Annotated in this window: 19 protein-coding genes; 8 read left to right on the top strand and 11 right to left on the bottom strand. The window is 63.8% G+C overall.

Going from position 1 to position 18,695, the window contains the following annotated elements; translation table 11 throughout:
- Positions 1-16 precede the first annotated feature (16 nt).
- Complete coding sequence (gene cyaY / locus OIN59_RS24780) at positions 17-346, bottom strand: iron donor protein CyaY (RefSeq protein ID WP_274114799.1); 330 nt, start codon at positions 344-346, stop codon at positions 17-19.
- A gap of 12 nt (positions 347-358) precedes the next feature.
- Here cyaY and lptM point away from each other — a divergent pair, with 12 nt between their 5' ends.
- Both lptM and OIN59_RS24770 read left to right on the top strand, forming a co-directional pair.
- The gene (lptM, locus tag OIN59_RS24775) at positions 359-565 is read left to right on the top strand and encodes an LPS translocon maturation chaperone LptM (RefSeq protein ID WP_274114797.1); all 207 of its coding nucleotides are present in this window, start codon (positions 359-361) and stop codon (positions 563-565) included.
- 114 nt (positions 566-679) lie between these two features.
- Positions 680-1,507: an oxygen-binding di-iron domain-containing protein gene (locus OIN59_RS24770; RefSeq protein ID WP_274114796.1), complete on the top strand. Its 828-nt coding sequence runs from the start codon at positions 680-682 to the stop codon at positions 1,505-1,507.
- Between the two features lie 74 nt (positions 1,508-1,581).
- Here the strand turns inward: OIN59_RS24770 and OIN59_RS24765 are convergent, their stop codons facing one another.
- The 5 genes from OIN59_RS24765 to OIN59_RS24745 all read right to left on the bottom strand — a co-directional run bounded on the left by OIN59_RS24765 (position 1,582) and on the right by OIN59_RS24745 (position 7,713).
- Positions 1,582-2,232 carry a protein-methionine-sulfoxide reductase heme-binding subunit MsrQ gene (locus OIN59_RS24765; protein ID WP_274114794.1) on the bottom strand — a complete coding sequence of 217 codons (651 nt, stop codon included), beginning with the start codon at positions 2,230-2,232 and terminating at the stop codon, positions 1,582-1,584.
- A 60-nt stretch (positions 2,233-2,292) separates the two neighbouring features.
- Complete coding sequence (msrP, locus tag OIN59_RS24760) at positions 2,293-3,297, bottom strand: protein-methionine-sulfoxide reductase catalytic subunit MsrP (RefSeq protein ID WP_274114792.1); 1,005 nt, start codon at positions 3,295-3,297, stop codon at positions 2,293-2,295.
- Between the two features lie 148 nt (positions 3,298-3,445).
- On the bottom strand, positions 3,446-4,795 hold the full coding sequence (ccsB, locus tag OIN59_RS24755) for a c-type cytochrome biogenesis protein CcsB (protein ID WP_274114790.1): 1,350 nt from the start codon (positions 4,793-4,795) through the stop codon (positions 3,446-3,448).
- Complete coding sequence (locus OIN59_RS24750) at positions 4,792-6,945, bottom strand: cytochrome c biogenesis protein ResB (protein ID WP_274114788.1); 2,154 nt, start codon at positions 6,943-6,945, stop codon at positions 4,792-4,794. Before OIN59_RS24750 ends, ccsB begins: the two co-directional genes overlap by 4 nt.
- Positions 6,946-7,083: 138 nt before the next feature.
- The gene (locus tag OIN59_RS24745; protein WP_274114786.1) at positions 7,084-7,713 is read right to left on the bottom strand and encodes a c-type cytochrome; all 630 of its coding nucleotides are present in this window, start codon (positions 7,711-7,713) and stop codon (positions 7,084-7,086) included.
- A 72-nt stretch (positions 7,714-7,785) separates the two neighbouring features.
- Between OIN59_RS24745 and yihA the strand changes: the two genes are divergently transcribed.
- Both yihA and OIN59_RS24735 read left to right on the top strand, forming a co-directional pair.
- Entirely contained in the window at positions 7,786-8,544 is a 759-nt protein-coding gene (yihA, locus tag OIN59_RS24740) for a ribosome biogenesis GTP-binding protein YihA/YsxC (RefSeq protein ID WP_274114784.1), read from the top strand.
- 50 nt (positions 8,545-8,594) lie between these two features.
- Entirely contained in the window at positions 8,595-9,503 is a 909-nt protein-coding gene (locus OIN59_RS24735; RefSeq protein ID WP_274114782.1) for an alpha/beta fold hydrolase, read from the top strand.
- Positions 9,504-9,552: 49 nt separating this feature from the next.
- On the opposite strand, the gene OIN59_RS24730 is transcribed toward OIN59_RS24735, so the two are convergent.
- The gene (locus OIN59_RS24730; protein WP_274114781.1) at positions 9,553-10,422 is read right to left on the bottom strand and encodes a lysophospholipid acyltransferase family protein; all 870 of its coding nucleotides are present in this window, start codon (positions 10,420-10,422) and stop codon (positions 9,553-9,555) included.
- Complete coding sequence (locus tag OIN59_RS24725) at positions 10,419-11,273, bottom strand: lysophospholipid acyltransferase family protein (RefSeq protein ID WP_274114780.1); 855 nt, start codon at positions 11,271-11,273, stop codon at positions 10,419-10,421. Before OIN59_RS24725 ends, OIN59_RS24730 begins: the two co-directional genes overlap by 4 nt.
- A gap of 132 nt (positions 11,274-11,405) precedes the next feature.
- Here OIN59_RS24725 and metK point away from each other — a divergent pair, with 132 nt between their 5' ends.
- The 3 genes from metK to OIN59_RS24710 all read left to right on the top strand — a co-directional run bounded on the left by metK (position 11,406) and on the right by OIN59_RS24710 (position 13,609).
- On the top strand, positions 11,406-12,587 hold the full coding sequence (metK, locus tag OIN59_RS24720) for a methionine adenosyltransferase (protein ID WP_274114778.1): 1,182 nt from the start codon (positions 11,406-11,408) through the stop codon (positions 12,585-12,587).
- A gap of 331 nt (positions 12,588-12,918) precedes the next feature.
- Positions 12,919-13,104, top strand: a complete 186-nt coding sequence (locus OIN59_RS24715) for a DUF1328 domain-containing protein (RefSeq protein ID WP_274114776.1) — start codon at positions 12,919-12,921, stop codon at positions 13,102-13,104.
- A 46-nt stretch (positions 13,105-13,150) separates the two neighbouring features.
- A complete protein-coding gene (locus OIN59_RS24710) occupies positions 13,151-13,609 on the top strand; it encodes a hemerythrin domain-containing protein (protein ID WP_274114774.1) in 459 nt (152 codons plus the stop codon).
- A gap of 16 nt (positions 13,610-13,625) precedes the next feature.
- Here OIN59_RS24710 and OIN59_RS24705 read toward each other — a convergent pair whose 3' ends face one another.
- Complete coding sequence (locus OIN59_RS24705) at positions 13,626-14,867, bottom strand: diguanylate cyclase (RefSeq protein ID WP_274114772.1); 1,242 nt, start codon at positions 14,865-14,867, stop codon at positions 13,626-13,628.
- Between the two features lie 573 nt (positions 14,868-15,440).
- On the opposite strand from OIN59_RS24705, the gene OIN59_RS24700 reads away from it, so the two are divergent.
- Positions 15,441-16,490, top strand: a complete 1,050-nt coding sequence (locus tag OIN59_RS24700; protein ID WP_274114812.1) for a bifunctional nicotinamide-nucleotide adenylyltransferase/Nudix hydroxylase — start codon at positions 15,441-15,443, stop codon at positions 16,488-16,490.
- A gap of 53 nt (positions 16,491-16,543) precedes the next feature.
- On the opposite strand, the gene OIN59_RS24695 is transcribed toward OIN59_RS24700, so the two are convergent.
- On the bottom strand, positions 16,544-18,067 hold the full coding sequence (locus OIN59_RS24695) for a methyl-accepting chemotaxis protein (RefSeq protein WP_274114771.1): 1,524 nt from the start codon (positions 18,065-18,067) through the stop codon (positions 16,544-16,546).
- A 269-nt stretch (positions 18,068-18,336) separates the two neighbouring features.
- Positions 18,337-18,695: M20/M25/M40 family metallo-hydrolase (locus tag OIN59_RS24690; protein ID WP_274114770.1), on the bottom strand; the 359-nt coding region annotated here is incomplete at its 5' end.

Here is an 18,695-nt window from a genome sequence, read left to right as displayed (position 1 = left end):
GCGGGTGTGGAACACGTCAGGCAGCAAACTGCAGCGGCATCCCGGACTGTTGCGACGCATCGCGCGTGAGGCACGCAAAAAATTCGCCTGCGCCCTTGGTGTCCTGCCAGTGGCTGCCATCAAAACGATAGTGATAGCCGCCAGACCGGGCGGCCATCCACACCTCGTGAAGCGGCTTTTGGAGGTTGATCACGATCTGGCTGCGGTTAGGAAAGGTCAAGGTCACCATGCCCCCCGAGCGCTGGCTGTCCACATCGGCATCCGAAGTGTCGTTGATACGATCACAGCTGTGCTCGACGGCAAGCAGCAATTGTTCGGCGTGGTCCATGAATTCGAGGTCGGTCATTACAATTTGCGCATGTTGAAAGCTCCCCAAATTCTAGTCAGGACGCTTGTCCTTGCTGCCAGTGCGGCAGCCCTCCTCGGCTGCGGTCAGCGGGGGCCGTTGTATCTGCCGACCGGCCCCTCTGCAAGCCAGCGCGCCACGCTGCCGCAGACACTCACTCCGGGCAACGACGCCAGCATTTCGCCAACACCCGTCACCACAGCCTCCCAGCCCCGCTGATGCCTCCGGCCGCCTGCGCGGAGCGCCAGGCAATGCGGTTTCGCTTGATTTCTATCAAGCACAAACCATAGGGGCACTCGTACAGTCTGCGCTTTATTGCACCGCAGGATGGCCATGGCCCTGGAACTCTACCGCGACAAAAATCATGCTTGCCTGATGTTCACCGACCTCATCGAGGAGGATGGACAGGCCGTGCAGGCCAATCAGTTCCTGATCGTGGACGATGACACCGGCGCCATCATCGATCCGGGCGGCAACCTCGCGTTCAACGAGCTGTTCATGGGGATGACCAAACATTTCCCGCCGCACAAACTCTCGTACCTGATCGCTTCGCACGCGGACCCGGACATCATCGCCTCGCTGGACCGCTGGATGACCAGCACCAAGGCCGACCTGGTGATCTCACGCGTCTGGGAGCGGTTCGCCCCCCACTTCACCAAGGTGGGCAAGACAGAAAACCGCGTGATCGGCGTGCCGGACGGCGGGGGTCACCTGCCCCTGGGCCGCCATGAACTGGTGCTGCTGCCCGCGCACTTTATGCACTCCGAAGGCAACTTTCACTTCTACGACCCGGTCAGCCGCATCTTGTTCACGGGCGACCTGGGGGTGTCCATGATGTCGGGGGCGGAAGCCCGTGTGCCAGTGACGGACCTTAAGGCGCACATCCCACGCATGGAAGGTTTTCACCGCCGCTACATGGTGTCCAACAAGATCCTGCGCCTGTGGGTGCGCATGGCCCGGCAGCTCGACATTGCCATGCTGGTGCCGCAGCACGGCGCGCCCATCATGGGCAAAGGAGCCATCAATGACTTCTTTGAATGGATCGAGAACCTGATGTGTGGCATTGACCTGTTCGATGACCGCGCCTACCAGATCCCGACCGCGCACATCGACCCTGTGACCCGGCAAATGCGCCCCGCGCTGCGGGCAGTCAACGGCTAAAAATATAGCCAAATCGGCTGCTAGCGCATGATGTACATGCGCTAGCAGCTATCATTTTTGCAGCATTCAAAAAATCAGGGTGACCCCACCGCAGACTGCCCTGCAGAAGCACCCGTCGGTGCGGTGGCACGCTTGAGCAGCCGGTGCCAGAGCCGCCAACCCAGCAGCACGCCCAGGATGCCCGCGTAGACCGCCACTTCGCCAAAGTTGTTCTTGCCAGCACGCATCCAGAAAAAGTGCATGACAGCCAACCCGGCCACCGCATAGACGGCGCGGTGCAGCGCCTGCCAGCGTTTGCCGCCTAAAGCCTTGATGGCACGATTGAACGATGTGGCGGCCAGCAAGGCCAGCAGCGCCAGGGCCAATGTGCCCACCAGGATGAATGGCCGCTTGGCGATATCGCGCAGGATGTCTGGAATGTCGAAACCCATGTCGAACCAGCTGTAGCTCAACAAGTGCAGCACGCCATAAAAAAACACGAACAGCCCCAGCATGCGCCGATAGCGCGCAAGTTGTGGGGTAGAGGTGATAACGCGCAGCGGCGTCACGGCAAGCACCACGCACAGCGCCCGCAGCGTCCAGTCTCCGGTCGCGCGGATCAAGGCCTCCGCAGGGTTGGCTCCCAACTGGTTTGCCACCGCCGCATAAACCAGCCAAGCCAGTGGCAGCAAACACAACGCAAACACCACCGGTTTGGCGGCGGGATGGAGCAATAGTTTCCGCATCACGATCAAGACAACACCCTGGCCCGGCCCCCACCGAAGGTGGTCGCCAGACCAGAAGGGTCAGTAAAACTTCTTGAGGTCCATGCCCGCGTAGAGCTGGCCCACCTGGGCTTCATAGCCGTTGAACATCAGCGTCTTGCGCTTTTTGGCAAACAAGCCGTCTTCGCCGATGCGGCGCTCGGTCGCCTGGCTCCAGCGGGGATGGTCCACATTGGGGTTCACGTTGGAATAGAACCCGTACTCCTGCTGGGCAGCCTTGTTCCAGGCGGTGCCGGGCTCTTTCTCGACAAAGCGGATCTTGACGATGCTCTTGGCGCTCTTGAAACCGTACTTCCACGGCACCACCAGGCGCACCGGTGCGCCATTCTGGTTGGGCAGCACTTCGCCATACATGCCAAAGGCCAGCAAGGTCAGCGGGTGCATGGCTTCGTCCATGCGCAGGCCTTCCACATAAGGCCAGTCCAGCACGCGCGAGCCGACAAATGGCATGGTGGCCTGGTCAGCCAGCGTGACGAACTCGACGTACTTGGCGCTGCCTTGTGGTTCCACGCGCTTGATCAGCTCTGCCAGCGAGTAACCCACCCAGGGGATGACCATGGACCAACCTTCCACGCAACGCAGTCGGTAGATGCGTTCTTCCTGTGCGCTGAGCTTGATCAGGTCTTCGATGCCGTACTTGCCGGGCTTCTTGACCAGGCCTTCGACCTCCACCGTCCACGGTGTGGTCTTGAGGGTGTGTGCATTACGGGCAGGGTCGGCCTTGTCCGTGCCAAATTCGTAGAAGTTGTTGTAGGTGCTCGCGTCCTTGTAGTCGGTGAGCTTCTCCATCGAGACCGCTCCGGCTACCACCGACTTGGCGCCCGCCAGCGGAGCCAGCTTGCCAGGGCGCGTGACCACAGCCTGCTGTGCGAGTGCCTCACGGCCCGCCCAAGCGGCCATCGCTGCACCTGCGGCACTACCCGCCATGAGTCTGAGCATTTGGCGGCGGTCTTCATAGACCGAGCGGGGGGTGATTTCGGAGGAGTGCGGGTGGTTAAAACCCGAATCGCGCGATGGGATCAGCATGAGAGGCTCCGGTCATGGTCTGGTGGAAACAGCTGCAGCGGTAGAGCAGAACAACTGTTAGTTCGTTCCCAGGACCATTCAGGTTACACCGAAGACGCAATAGTTGCCGCCCCGATGCCCGACCGCCCCCCGAGCGGCACCTACCCCTTTACAGCGTGCCGTAGCTGTGCAGGCCGCTCAGGAACATGTTGACGCCCAGGAACGCGAACGTGGTCACGGCCAGACCGACCAGCGCCCACCAGGCGGACACGGTGCCGCGCAGGCCCTTCATGAGCCGCATGTGCAGCCAGGCCGCGTAGTTGAGCCAGACGATCAGCGCCCAGGTCTCCTTCGGGTCCCAGCTCCAGTAGCCACCCCAGGCCTCGGCAGCCCACAGCGCACCCAGCACCGTGGCGATGGTGAAGAACGCAAAGCCCACCGCGATGGACTTGTACATCACGTCGTCCAGGATCTCGAACGAGGGCAAGCGTGCCGCGATGCGCTTGCGCCCCAGCAGGATGCCCGCCACGATCAACGCCGAAATGCCGAAGTACACCATCCAGTAGCTGCCGCCGTTCTCCGTCGCACCTTGGCGGAACACGATGGGCTCAAAACACAGTACCACGCCCAGCAGCCACAGCGGCGCCAACTTGTACCAGCGGGTTTCGGTGGCCTGTTGCTTGATCAAGTAGGCAAACGCCACCATGGCGGACAGGGCAAACGTGCCATAGCCGATGAAATTGGCGGGCACATGCAGCTTCATCCACCAGCTCTTGAGCGCAGGGACCAGTGGCTGGATCTCATGCGCCTCGCGCACCACGGTGTACCAGAGCAAGAAGCCCACGGCGGCACTGACCACCAGCATCACAAAGCCGCCCAGCGCGCGCGTGTCGTACTGCTGTTCGTAGTACAAATAGAACGCGGCGGTCATCCAGCAAAACAGCACGAACACTTCGTACAGGTTGCTGACCGGGATGTGGCCGATGTCCGGGCCGATCAGGTAACTTTCGTACCAGCGCACCAGAGTGCCAATGAGCGCCATGGCCACCGCCACCCACGCAATGCGCGAGCCCAGCATGCTCATAGTCTTGCCCTCGCCGCGAGCGAACATGCCCACCCAGTAGAACGCCGTGCTGATGAAAAACAGCATGCTCATCCACAGGATGGCGGATTGGCTGGACAGGAAATACTTGAGACCGAACACCGCGTCCGCCCGCGCCAGGCTGCCCGCACCGTCTTGCTGGTACAGCCCAATGGCCATGAGCGCCACGGCCGCCACCACCAGCATCAGCACCCGCAACGGGCGCCAGAACCAGCCCAGCCAGACGGTGCACGGAATGGCCCCCAGCAAAATGCCTTTTTCATAGACATCCATGAAAGCGCCGTAGCGCTGCAGCGCATACAACCCGCCCACGGCCACGATGGCCGCAAACAGCCAATCGAGCCAATTACGGCGGGAGAAGAATCCCTCGTTCAGGGTGATCGTAGTAACGGTCGAGGAAGAAGTCGCGGTGTTCATGCGGTGCCTTCGCGGGGCTTGGCCCCGATCAGTTTCTGAGCGAGCTGGACAAACTCCTGGTCGCCGTCCATGGTCTTGCGGTTGGTGGACAGGGCCATAGTGGCGTGGGTGCTGCCATCCTGGGGGGCCACCCAGACCCACACGCGCCGCTCGCGCACGTAGAGCATGGCAAAAACGCCCAGAATCAGCAAGGCGCAGCCCAGATAGACAACATTCTTGCCAGGGGCTCGCGCCACCTGGAACACGCTGGCCTGCACCTGGGTGAAGTCCTTGAGCTCAAACGCCATCGGCGCCGGGTAAATCTGCGCGTCGCTGAGCGAGAGCACCGCCTGTGTCATGAAACCCCGGGTCTGCTCGTCCTGCGGCAACGGCGGCAGGCCCTCCCGTTGGCGCGACAGCTGGGCCAGCTCGAAGAGCGTGCCGTTCAGGATGCGTACCAGTACCTCGCCAGCGCGCGCGCGCTCGGCCTCTGGCACATTCGCCTCCATGAAGTCCGACACGGCCTGCAACCCGCCCGTGGGCTTGCCATCGACCATGCCCCGCCCCGCAAACAGCGCCAGTGCACGCACGGCAGACTGCTGCAGTTGCTCGGCCAACTCGGGGCGCGAGGCGTCCATGGCCTGCGACACGTAACGGCGCACCGCCTGCTCCCGGGCCTGGGGATCGGCCAGCGCGGCCTTCATGCGCATGAAACCATCGACGCCGCCCTTGTCGTCTGCCGGCACACGCAGGTAACGGAAGGGCTCGGCCGGAGACTCGCGCACACCGAGCAGGAACACGGGCACGCCATCGCCCGTGTCCACCGGCAGCATGTAGTTGTGGAACTCGCGGGCCTGACCGGACGCGTCGCGCAGCTTGTAGCTCACGCTCGGGCCCACGTTGCGCAGCTCCTTCTTGGTGACGGTCTTGTTGGCAGCGCCCAAACGCGATTCCACCGACTCGCGAAGGTCCACCTTGCGCACGTCCGCGCCGCTGCCGCCGAGGCCAGCGCCACCAAAATTCTCGACGTTGATGGTGCGCAGCGCCGTGAATTCCAGCGTCAGCGTGTCACTGCCAGAGCCACCGCCCTTGTTGGTGAGCTGGGTGGAGTTGCCGACCACACCCTCCACGTCAAAAGCCTTGGCACCCGCCACCATGGGCACGGCACGCAGTTTGAGGTGCGAGCCGCCGTCATCAAAACTCGACTGGTAGATCTCGATGCCCTTGTAGCTGGCCGGGTGGTTCACCTCGACGCGGGCGGGCGTCTTCTCGCCGGTGGCCTTGTCGTGGATGATGATCTCGCTGGCGAACAGCTTGGGCATGCCGGTGGAGTAGTGCTCCACGATGAACTTCTTGAGCTCGATCGCAAACGGCAGATCCTGCAACAACACCCCGTCGGACTGGCTCAGGATCGCGGTGCTCGACTGCGTGCCCTCGGCCACCAGCAGGTTGCCCCGGAAGGTGGGGTTGCGCTCAGACAAGCGGTGCTCAGGCTTCACGTCAGCGATCAGCCCGCCACCGCTATAGACCGACTTGCCGCCCAGCAGCATCTGCGCGCGCACGATGAGGTCGCCGTCCAGCAGCCCGCCCACACACACCAGCACGATGGCGCTGTGCGCGGCGATATAGCCGATCTTGTTGGCGGCGCCCGCCTTGGCCGCCACCATCCAGCCGGTGCCTGGCCCTGCGGCCGTGTCGCGCTGCTGCAGGCGCACCTTCCAGCCGCCACCGGCCAACAGTGTGCCAACGCGGCGGGCCTCGGCCTCGGCCGATCCCGACAGATTGGCCTGCGCTTTGTGGTGAAACGCCTTGAGGCTTTGCTCGCGGATGTTTTCCTTGTAGGCCTTGAGGTCCACCAGGATCTTGGGCGTGTTGCGGGCAATACACAGCGAGGTGCTGATCACCAGAAACGCCAGGATCAGCAGGAACCACCAGGCGCTGTACACCGCGTTGAGCTGGATGGCGCCGAACAGCTCGGCCCAGAACGGCCCGAACTGGTTGACATAGTTGGCTGCCGGTTCGTGCTGCTTGAGCACCGTCCCGATCACCGAGGCGATACAGATCACCGTCAGTAAAGAGATGGCGAACCGCATCGAAGACAGCAGTTCGACCCCGGCGCGCAGGGCCTGGGAGCCGGACTTCATGCGAAGGCCCTGGGTGTTGTCGGACATGGGTGGGAGCGGTGTCTGCGAAGCGCGAAAGAAAAAGGGCGGGGCCATCGCTGCGATGGACCCGCCCTTTTTGGGGTTGTTATTGGCGGTAGGTTCCGTGCGGCCCGGTCAATCAGGCCGGGCTTTGACAAGAATCAATCAACGCAGGCCGGCGATGTAATCCGCCACGGCCTTGATTTCCTTGTCGTTGAGCTTGGCAGCCACCTGGGTCATCTGGATGCTGTTGGCGCGCGAGCCGTCGCGGAACATGTTCAGCTGCGACACGGTGTAGTCGGCATGTTGGCCCGACAGGCGGGGGTATTGCGCAGGGATGCCAGCACCGTTGGGGCTGTGGCAGCCAGCACAAGCGGCGATCTGCCGGTCGGCAATGCCACCGCGGTAGATGCGCTCGCCCATGGCGACCAGGTCCTTGTCCTTGGCAAAGCCCGCCTTGGCAGGCTTGGACGTGACCCAATAGGCGATGTTGCGCATGTCGTCATCCGACAGGGCGGTGGCAAAGCCCTTCATGATGGCGTTGTTGCGCTTGCCGGACTTGAATTCCTGCAGCTGCTTGACCAGGTATTCGGGGTGCTGCTGCGACAGCTTGGGGTTGGCAGCAATGGCGGAGTTGCCGTCTGCGCCGTGGCAGGCCGCACACACCGCAGTGAAGCTGGCCTCGCCCTTGACGAGATCCGGCTTGGCCGCTTTGGGTGCATCACCCGCTGCAAAGGCCGAAAAAACAGGTGCTGCCAGTGCGGCAGCCGTCAGCAATGAGGCGAGCAACTTCATATCGAGGGTGTGTGTTTATGTGCGCAAAACCTCGCGATTCTACAATGATGGTTCTTTCTCTCCCAACTCCCCATGACGACACCCCCCTCCGCGCCAGTTGCTGGCTCTCTCCCGCCCGCACCTGACGCCAAAATCGCCATGGGCTGGATGCACACCGCCAAGTTCTTAACCACGGCGGCGCAGCTGCACCACCTGCCGCCCATCGATGTGCCCGAAATCGCCTTTGTGGGCCGCTCCAACGCAGGCAAATCCACCTGCATCAACACGCTCACGCAGCAAAAGCAGCTGGCGTTTGCCTCCAAAAAACCGGGGCGCACCCAGCACATCAATCTGTTCTCACTGGGCAAACAGGGTGTGATGGACGCCGTGCTGGCCGACCTGCCTGGGTACGGCTATGCCGCAGTATCGCGCTCGGACAAGGTGCGCTGGCAGCAGGTGATGGTGAACTACCTGGTCAGCCGTCCCGGCCTCACGGGCATCGTGCTGCTGTGTGACCCGCGCCTGGGGCTGACCGAGCTGGACGAGGCGCTGCTGGAAGTGGTGCGCCCGCGCGTGGAAGAAGGACTCAAGTTCCTCATTGTGCTGACCAAGGCCGACAAGCTCACGCGCGCCGAACAGGCCAAGGTGCTGTCGATCACGCGACTGCACGCCGGCGGCGGCGAGGTGAAGATGTTCTCGGCCCTCAAAAAGCAAGGGGTGGATGACGTGGCCCAGCTGCTGTGGCAGTGGGCGCACCCGGTGAAACCCGTCGCCGAGGAGCGCCCAGCCGATGCGACCGACGGCAGCCACCCCGCCCAGCCCCAGCCCACCGGCGACTCCGAGTCCAACTAGCCGCAAGCGCAATCTTGTCATGCGCTGGCCGCTACAAAATGCATAGTGCCATGATCCAAGATTGCCCTGTTGACCTTCCCCACGGAATCACCCTGCATTGCCGCGTGAGCGGCGTGCCCGGACGCCCGGTGCTGTTGTTTCTGCACGGGTTCCCCGAGGGGGCCTTCATCTGGGACGAACTGCTGCTGCACTTTGCCCGCCCCGAGAACGGCGGCTTCCGATGCGTGGCGCCGTACCTGCGCGGGTTTGGCCCATCCAGCAGCCCCCAGGCGGTGGACGCGTACCGCGCCAAGCACCTGGTACAAGACCTGGTGGCGCTGATTGCCCACGAATGCCCCGGCAGCGCGTTGGAATGCCTGGTGGCGCATGACTGGGGCGGCGCCGTGGCGTGGAACCTGGCCAACCAGCAGCCGCAGCTGATGAAGCGGCTGGCCATCATCAACTCGCCCCACCCTGGCGCGTTTGTGCGCGAGCTGTCGCACAACGCAGCCCAGCAGGCGGGCAGCCAGTACATGCATTTTTTGTGCAGGCCCGACGCCGAGGCCCTGCTGGCCGAAGACGACTTCCGCCGCCTGTTTGCCTTTTTCAACACCCCGGATGGCAGCGCCCCTACATGGCTGACCGACAAGGTGCGCGCCCAGTACCGCACCCTATGGCAACAGGGCTTGCAGGGCGCTTGCAACTACTACCGCGCCAGCCCCATCCGCCCGCCGCGCGAGGGTGACCTCGGCGCCCAGGCCATTACCCTGCCCGAATCGATGTTGACGGTGGATGTGCCCACACTGGTGCTGTGGGGCATGGACGACCCTGCCTTGCTGCCCGGCCTGCTGGACGGCCTGCCAGGCTGGATCCCTCGGCTGCAGGTGCAGCAGGTGGAACAGGCATCCCACTGGGTCGTGCACGAGCACCCCGAACGTGTGGCCATGGAGCTGCAGCGTTTTTTGCTATCTAAACAATAGCTGTCTGCGCTTTATGGATAAGCACCAGAGGCTGATTTGACTGAAATTTTCAGAAATACACCGAAGGCGCCCCCTCCGGGCGGGTCTTGAAGCGCTTGTGCACCCAGTAATACTGCTCGGGCATGGTGTCGATCACGGCCTGCAGCTCAAGGTTCATGCGGGCCGTGTCGGCCTCGGCATCGTCGGTGGGGTAGTTGGTCCAAGCCGGTGAGACCTCGGCCACGTAGCCCGTGGGTGTCATGCGCGAATACACGCCCACCACCTTGGCGCGGCCCAGGCGTGCAAACCGCGACAGTGACGGAATGGTGGCGGCCGTCACACCGTAGAACGGCACAAACACCGAATCATTGCGGCCGTAGTCCATGTCGGGCAGCAGGTACAGAAGCCCCCCCTTGCGCAGGTTGGCGATGATGGGCTTGACGCCATCCGAGCGGTTGAGCATGCGCACGTCACCAAAACGCTGGCGCCCAGCCATGAACCAGGCGTCCACCGCCGGATCGGGGTGGGTGGCAAAGATGGAAGTGAACGCACGGCCACTGCGCAGCGGCAAGGCCAGGCCACCCGCGTCCATGCCGTAGAAATGCGGCGCAAACAGGATGGTGGGCGTATCGCCGTCGAGCTCGTGCACGGCGCCAGCCAGGCGCACGCGCTGCTCCACCACCGCGCGCGGCGCGGCCCAAAGCCAGCTGCGGTCCAGCCAGGTCTGGCAGAACACCACAAAACTGGCGCGTGCCACGGCGCGGCGGCGCGCCTCTGTCCAGTCGGGGAAACACAGCGCCAGGTTACGCAGCGCCACCTTGCGTCGGGGCGCCACCAGCACAAACGCCACCTGCCCCAGCAGCCAGCCCAGACCGCGCAATACGGGCAGCGGCAGCAACGCCAGCACCCGCATGAACCACACGCCCAGCCGCCCCGTCATGCTGCGCCCCCCGCTGCGGGAGCGGCCTCGGCACGCGGCTGCTTGTAGCGGGCATAGCCCCAAAGGTACTGTTCGGGGCACTGGCGGATGAGGTGTTCCATGGCCTGGTTGATCTGCGCAACGGCAACGTCCATCTGCTCCGACAGCGGTTGCGCCAGCGGCTCGAAATGGGTGACAAAACCACGGCCCCAGGACAGCCGCTCGCAGCGCACCAGCACAACGGCAGCGCCCGTCTGCTGCGCCAGCCGCACGGCCAGGGTCATGGTGTAGGCGTCGCGGCCAAAAAAGGGCGACCATTGGCCCTGCCCTTCGGGCGGCACCTGGTCAGGCAGCAGGCCCACGGCCTCGCCCCGGCGCAGGGCCTTGATCATCTGGCGCACGCCCGCCAAGGTGGTGGGCACAGCCAGCATGCCGGGCCGGTTGCGTGCGGTCTCCATCACCTTGGCCAGCCAGGCCTGGCGCGCCGGGCGGTACAGCACAGTGATGGGGCCGCGCTCCGCGCTCCAGCGCCGCGCTGCCGCCTGGGCCGAAAGCTCAAAACACCCCTGGTGCGGGGTGAGAAACACGATGCCGCGGCCTGCGGCGTAGGCCTGTTCCACACAGATTTCGCCGGTGAGCGCGCAGGGCATGGCGGCGCCCAGCCACAGGCGCGGCAGCTCGGCCACCATGCGGCCGGCGTGAGCCACGGCAGCATGCACATCACCAAACGCATACCCCGCCAGCGCCGAGTTCGCGAGAAACCGGCGCTGGTACGTGGGCGATGCAACAAACGCCACCCAGCCCATGGCAGCTCCCATGATGTGCAGCAACCACAGTGGAAATACGGAAAAGAATCGGAAGACGACTGGCATTAAAATGGTGGGGTCGCTGAGTTAAATGAGCAACTTGCAGGGCGACGTTAAAAAAATCTGCTAAAGCGTTCGCCAAAGCTCCTTCGGGGTGAGGGCAACGCCCCAAATGCCGGAACACAGGAGTTTATTCAAATGGCGAACGACTTTCTCTTTACCTCGGAATCCGTCTCCGAAGGCCACCCCGACAAGGTAGCCGACCAGATCTCGGACGCGATTCTCGATGCGATCTTCAAACAAGACCCCCGTAGCCGCGTCGCCGCTGAAACGCTGACCAACACCGGTCTCGTGGTGCTGGCGGGCGAGATCACCACCAACGCCCACGTGGACTACATCCAAGTGGCGCGCGACACCATCAAGCGCATCGGCTACGACAACACCGACTACGGCATCGACTACAAGGGCTGCGCCGTGCTGGTGGCCTACGACAAGCAGTCCAACGACATCGCCCAGGGCGTGGACCACGCGAGCGACGACCACCTGAACACCGGCGCCGGTGACCAGGGCCTGATGTTTGGCTACGCCTGCGACGAAACGCCCGAGCTGATGCCCGCGCCCATCTATTACGCACACCGCCTGGTGGAGCGCCAAGCCCAGCTGCGCAAGGATGGCCGCCTGCCCTTCCTGCGCCCTGACGCCAAGTCGCAAGTGACGATGCGCTATGTGGACGGCAAGCCCCACAGCATCGACACCGTGGTGCTGTCCACCCAGCACCACCCCGACCAGAGCGAAACACAAACCAAGATGAAGGCCTCGTTCACCGAAGCCATCATCGAAGAGATCATCAAGCCCGTGCTGCCCAAAGAATGGCTGCAGGACACGCGCTACCTGATCAACCCCACCGGCCGTTTCGTCATCGGCGGCCCGCAAGGCGACTGTGGCCTGACCGGCCGCAAGATCATCGTGGACACCTACGGCGGTGCCTGCCCCCATGGCGGCGGTGCCTTCAGCGGCAAGGACCCAACAAAGGTGGATCGCTCGGCCGCCTACGCCGCGCGCTACGTGGCCAAGAACATCGTGGCCGCAGGCCTGGCGCGCCAGTGCCAGATCCAGGTGGCATATGCCATCGGTGTGGCCGAGCCCATGAACATCACGGTGTACACCGAAGGCACGGGCGTGGTGTCGGACGAGCGCCTGGCCGCACTGGTGCGTGAGCATTTCGACCTGCGCCCCAAGGGCATCATCCAAATGCTGGACCTTCTGCGCCCAATCTACGAAAAGACGGCTGCCTACGGCCACTTCGGCCGCGAAGAGCCCGAGTTCAGCTGGGAGAAGACCGATAAAGCTGCGGCCCTGCGGGCAGCAGCCGGGCTGTAAGCCCGCCGCGCACCAGCGCGGTTTTCGGTCTTCGGGCGCAGTTCATATCGCGCCAGCGATGTGAACGAAGACCAAGGTACGGACAAGGCTCATATCGCACAGGGATGTGAGCGCAGGCCAAAAGACCGCCAGAGCCGCCCCACCTCCCAAGCCGCAACGCCCCGCGTTGCGGCTTTTCTTTTGGCGCTTCACCGCAGCCCGCCAGCGGCACTCTCCTACACCCGCCGCCCGCCTGCGCTGACGGCGCACCCCCACCGCCCGCCGGTATCGTTCCTGCACACCCTTTCGCAGCCCCGCGCTGCCTGAACATGCATTGCAAGGAGCGAGCACCATGCTGAAGTACGCCATCGTTTTTGCCCTGACCTCCCTGGTGGCCGGGGCCCTGGGGTTCAGCGGTATCGCTGCGGGCGCAGCGGGCATCGCCAAGGTGCTGTTTGTGCTGTTCCTGGTGATTGCCGTGGTGTTTGTGGTGCTGGCCGCCATTGGTGTGGGTGCCGCGCGCAAGGTGCTCAAGTAGTCCACCACACCTTTGTCACAGCCCCAAACTCCCTCACAGCCACACCATGACCGACACCACCAACATCTTTGAAGCCTTGCGCGAGAGCCATGAACGCCAGCGCGCGCTGTACTCAGCACTCACCGACACCAGCGGAGACACCCTCGAACGGCGCGAGTTGTTTGACGAACTCAAGACCGAGCTGGCCGCCCATGCCATGGCCGAGGACCGTCACTTTTATGTGCCGCTGATGGCGCACGACGCGGGCATCGACCTATCGCGCCACGCCATTTCAGAGCACCACCAGATCGACGAACTGGTGGAGTCACTGGAAGAGACCGAGCCGTCAAGCTCCGCCTGGTTGCCCCTGGCCAAGAAGCTGGCCGACAAGGTGGCGCATCACCTGAAGGAAGAGGAACACCGCTTCTTCCAGATGGCCGGCAAGCTGCTGACGGAGAAGCAGAAAACCGCGCTGGCGGCGAGCTACCGGGCAGACTACGAGGACGCCAAGGCGACCCCAGCCTGAAGGTTTTTTCGAAAACTCAGACCGCCTCTTCGGCCTGCACCACGCAATTACGGCCACTGGACTTGGCCTTGTACAGCGCCGTGTCCGCGCGCTTGATCAGGGCGTGGCTGTCTTCCTTGTGGTCCCAGGTGGCCACGCCAAAACTGGCGCTGACATGGCCCACCGCGTCGAAAGGCACGCCTGCAATGCGTGCGCGCACCGCCTCGGCCATCGCCATGGCGGCGTCTACCGGGGTCTCCTTGAGCAGGATGATGAACTCCTCTCCCCCGAAGCGCGCAGCACAGTCGGACGACCGCAGCAGTTCGCGCACGCGCAGCGCCGTGCTCTTGAGCACCACATCCCCCGAGTCATGCCCAAAGGTATCGTTGATGCGTTTGAAAAAGTCGATGTCAAACATCACCACCGACAGGCTGCCCTTCTTGATGCGGGTGTCAGCCATCTCGGTCTCCAGCCTCTCAAAGAAGCGGCGGCGGTTGACCAGGTCCGTCAAGAAGTCCTTGGTGGCCAGATCTTCGAGCTTGCGGTTGAGCCGCGCCATGGGCTCGATCACCAGCGACGACAGCGACAGGTTGAGGCCCACGAACAGCAGCACAAAGCTGCCCACCAGCGCCGCCATCACCGTATTGAAGGTCTGACGCGCCTTCTTCAGCGGGAAGTACATCGGCACCTTCACCACCTGGATGCCCACCGTCTCGTTCATGCCCCAGCCAAAGCCGTTCTTGTCGCCATAGACCTTGAGCATGGTGGGTGGAGCCACGGCCGGTGTGCTGTGGCAAGCCATGCACTGCGGCTGCTTGATGGTGATGGGGCGAGCCACATACAGGGCACGGTGCATGCCCTCGCCCACCTCGCCGGTGACCTCCTTCTTGAGTTCGGCGCGGCCTTCACGGAAGTCGCTGATGATGCGCTCCTCCCACTCGTTGGCGCGGTCGCGCAGGTTGGTGGGGTTGAGCACCGCCTCCTTGTACTCATAGCCCGGAAACCGGTTCTGCAAGCGGCGCAGCGTCTCGGTGGCTGCGTAGGCGGGAACGGTTTGCGGTAGGAATTTTTCGGCCAGCGTCACGTCCAGGTGGGGCTTGACCAGCTCGGTGGTGTAGTCGCGGATGGCCATGGCGGCGTGCATCATGATCTGCGAGTTGTGCTGCACCTCCTCGATGGCCGACTGCTGAAGAAAGCGGTGCACATAGGCGCCCGCGCCCAGTACGGCCAGCAGCAGCACGCCCGCCAGCACCAGATTGAATTTGAGCCGCAACGACATGGATCTCCCTCGGTGGCCCGCACACAACGGGGCCTGTTATTGGCGGTGCGGACACGCCACAGCAGACGCAATCCCCCGGTTCACACAAGTGGGCCTTGCACGCCGACTCACAGGTCCACAGCCTCCGAGGCGACTGGGCCCCGCTGAAAACCACTGGGCTCAGCCTGCAAGCGGCGCATTGTCGCCACGTTTGCGTGAACCGGTCCACCTCTTTTTTGCCACGCCGTTCTACAGCCCCCGCGCTGTGCGCGGCATGAACGGCCGGGCCACACAATAGCGACTTCAGAGGCAATAGCAGGGGCGGTTGCAACGCGCTCCACCCGCAGCCGCCTGGGTGCCCTGCCACGGCCATCCGACCACCCACGCCCCGACTGGCAGTAAAATCACTACAAAAAAGATAGCTGCCAGCACATATAAATCCTGCGCATCCAGCCAAAAAGCCTAAAAGACCTGCTCTCTGTCCGCTTCAGCGCCCAGATCAGACCCAGGCAAGCCACGGCCACCGCAAGAACCCTGGCGACCCCAACGCCAGCGAATCGAAAGGCCCCGATGCGCACCACCCGCCGGAGACACATGGTCGATATCGCCATCTACATCGGACGCTTTGAGCCCGTCCACAGCGGCCACATGGCGCTGCTGCAACGTGCGCTGGACAGCGCCCCGCAGGTCATCGTGGTGATCGGCTCGGCGTGGCAGGCGCGCTCGCCCAAGAACCCCTTCACCTGGCAAGAGCGCGAGGCCATGCTGCGCGCAGCCCTGGCTCCTGCAGACAGCGCCCGCGTGCAGATGCTGCCCATGCGCGACTACTACAACGAGGCCGTGTGGGTGCAGGCCGTGCGCCAGGGCGTGGCGCGCATGACCACACCAGGCGCAAGCATCGGCCTGGTGGGCCACTTCAAGGATGCGACCAGTGGCTACCTCAGCGCCTTTCCTGGCTGGCAGCTCATCCACGTAGAACGCCAGGGCCGCATCGACGCCACCGCCATCCGCGACGCGTACTTTGGCGCCACGCCCGCCACCGCGCGTGCCGCCGTGGCGCCGCTGGCTGAGGAGATCCCTGAGAGCACTATCGCCACACTGGAACGCTTTGCACAAACCCCGCACTACCCCGCGCTGCAGGAAGAGTGGCGCATGCTACGCGGCTACCGCGAAGCATGGGCCAAAGCCCCCTACCCGCCCGTGTTCGTGACGGTGGACGCCGTACTGCGCTGCCAGGACCAAGTGCTGCTGATCCGCCGCGCCCACGCGCCCGGCAAGGGCCAGCTGGCCGTGCCCGGCGGCTTTATCGAGCAGCGCGAGACGGTGTGGCAGTCCTGCCTGCGCGAGCTGGAGGAAGAAACCCATTGCAACCTGCCCGAGGCCTCCATGCGCGCCGCGCTGCAGTCCGTGGCGGTCTTCGACCACCCCGACCGCAGCCAGCGCGGGCGCACGATCACGCATGCGCACTACTTCGACCTGGAGGATGCCCCCTTGCCAGCGGTGCTGGCCGATGACGATGCAGCACTGGTGCAGTGGACGCGGATTGACCAGCTCGCAGGCCTGGAAGAGGAGTTCTTTGAAGACCACTTCCACATGCTGGATCACTTCCTGGGGTTGACCGGTTCGATTACGCCCCACCACTAGGGAACAAAAAAAGGCAGGGCGAACCCTGCCTTCGCAAACGCCCTGCCCTGAGTTCAAGCGACGCGGAACTTCCCCACCGTCTGCGACAGGGTTACCGCCTGCTGGCTGAGCGATTGCGCTGCGGCCAGGGCTTCTTCGACCAGCGCCGCGTTCTGCTGCGTGCTCTGGTCCATCTGAGAGATGGCCTGGTTGACCTGGGCAATGCCCGCACTTTGCTCGCCGCTGGCGGCGCTGATCTCGGCCACCATGGCCGTCACGCTCTTCACGCCGTTCACCACTTCGCCCATGGTGCTGCCCGCGCGCTCCACCAACTCCGCGCCCACACCCACCTTGGCCACGGAGTCGTCGATGAGTGCCTTGATTTCTTTGGCTGCTGCGGCGCTGCGCTGGGCCAGGCCACGCACTTCGCTGGCCACCACGGCAAAGCCACGGCCCTGCTCGCCCGCGCGGGCGGCTTCCACGGCGGCGTTCAGCGCCAGGATGTTGGTCTGGAAGGCGATGCCGTCGATGACGCTGATGATGTCCACGATCTTGCGCGAGGACTGGTTGATGGAACTCATGGTGCCGACCACTTCGTGCACCACCTCGCCCCCGCGCACCGCCATGTCAGAGGCAGCACGCGCCAGCTCGTCGGCACGGCGCGCATTGGCGGCGTTTTGCTGCACGGTGGAGGTGAGCTGCTCCATCGACGCCGCAGTCTCCTGCAGTGCGCTGGCCTGCGATTCGGTGCGGGCAGACAGGTCGCCGTTGCCCGCTGCAATTTCTGAAGAGGCCGTGGTGATGGAATCGGTGCTGTCGCGCACTTGCGTCACCAAATGCGAAAGGTTGTCCCGCATGGCACGGATGGCGTGCAGGATGCTGGTGGTGTCGCCGGGTAGCGTGTTCACCTCTACGGCCAGGTTGCCCTCGGCGATCTGCGTGACCACGTCGGCGGCGTACTGCGGCTCGCCCCCCAGTTGGTGCACCAGCGTGCGCAACATCTGCCAGGCCATCAGCGCCACGATGAACATCAGCGCCGCGCCGATGGACAGCAAGATGGCCGTGTTGCGCCAGAACGCGGTCTGGATATCGTCCACATAGTCGCCAAAGCCGATGATCCAGTCCCAGGGCTCGAACTTGATGATGGCGTAGAGCTTGTCCACCGGCTCCTTGGCGCCGGGGCGTGTGCCGGGGGCGGTGACGGTTCCGATGGTGACGCCTTGCAGTGCCGCGCGGTAGCGCACGCCTGCCTCCTTGCCGCCCTTTTCATCGACGATACCGATGCGCTTGGGGTTGGGGTGCACGTAGTTCACATCGTTGCTGTAGCCGCGCACAAAAAAGTATTTGTCCTTGTCCACAAAGCTGCCGATGGTCTGGGTGGCCTCCTTGATGGCGTCTTCGCGCGAGAGTGCGCCGCTCTTTTCTTTTTCGTGCGCCTTCTGGGCGGCCGCGTGGGCCAGCACCACCAGGTTGGAGAGCTGCGCCGTGCGCTCTTTCATCATCGACTGGTAGAGCGTGGTCAGCGCCATGGCCGACAGCACGACCAGGCCCAGGAGCGTGGCGGCGCACAGCCACAGGATGCGGGTTTTGAGTTTCATGACGGAGCCTGCAATGCTTGGTAAGTTAGTTACCAAACGATACACCGCAGACCCCTCCCCGGAGGAACTGGCCGTCTGCTGTTACAGGCCTTGCGACAGATTTGTGTCAAAAATCCATCACCACCAGTGGACCAATGCACCAACACACCAGCCCTGGCCCGCCCTGAAAGACGCCACCTGCGCCATCCGCACGCGCAGTGCCAGAATTCAAGAAAAAACAGGCTCTAGCGCCCATCCATCAAGCGCTGCCAGCTATCAATTACAGAGCATCACGTGCCCGCCCGCTCCAGCATGGCATGCAACAGCACATTGCACCCCGCCTCGATGTGCTCAGGCTTGGCATCCTCGATCTCGTTGTGGCTGATGCCGTCCTTGCAGGGGATGAAGATCATGCCGCTGGGCGCCAGCTTGGCCATGTACACCGCATCGTGCCCCGCGCCGGAGACTGCGGGCATGTGGCTGTAACCGAGCTTGGCAGCTGCGCGGCCCACGGCCTCTACGCATTCGGGCTGGAAGAGCTGTGCGGGGTAGCTGGACACCATCTCGATGTGCACTTGTACGCCGTGTTCCTTGGCCACCTGGTCGGCAAAGGCCTTGACCTCGGCGGCCATGGCGTCCACCAGCGCGT

This window comes from Acidovorax benzenivorans (assembly GCF_028680575.1).
GTDB lineage: Bacteria > Pseudomonadota > Gammaproteobacteria > Burkholderiales > Burkholderiaceae_C > Acidovorax > Acidovorax benzenivorans.
The sequence above is the reverse complement of the archived record's forward strand: the minus strand, read 5'-3'. Positions and strand labels throughout refer to the sequence as shown.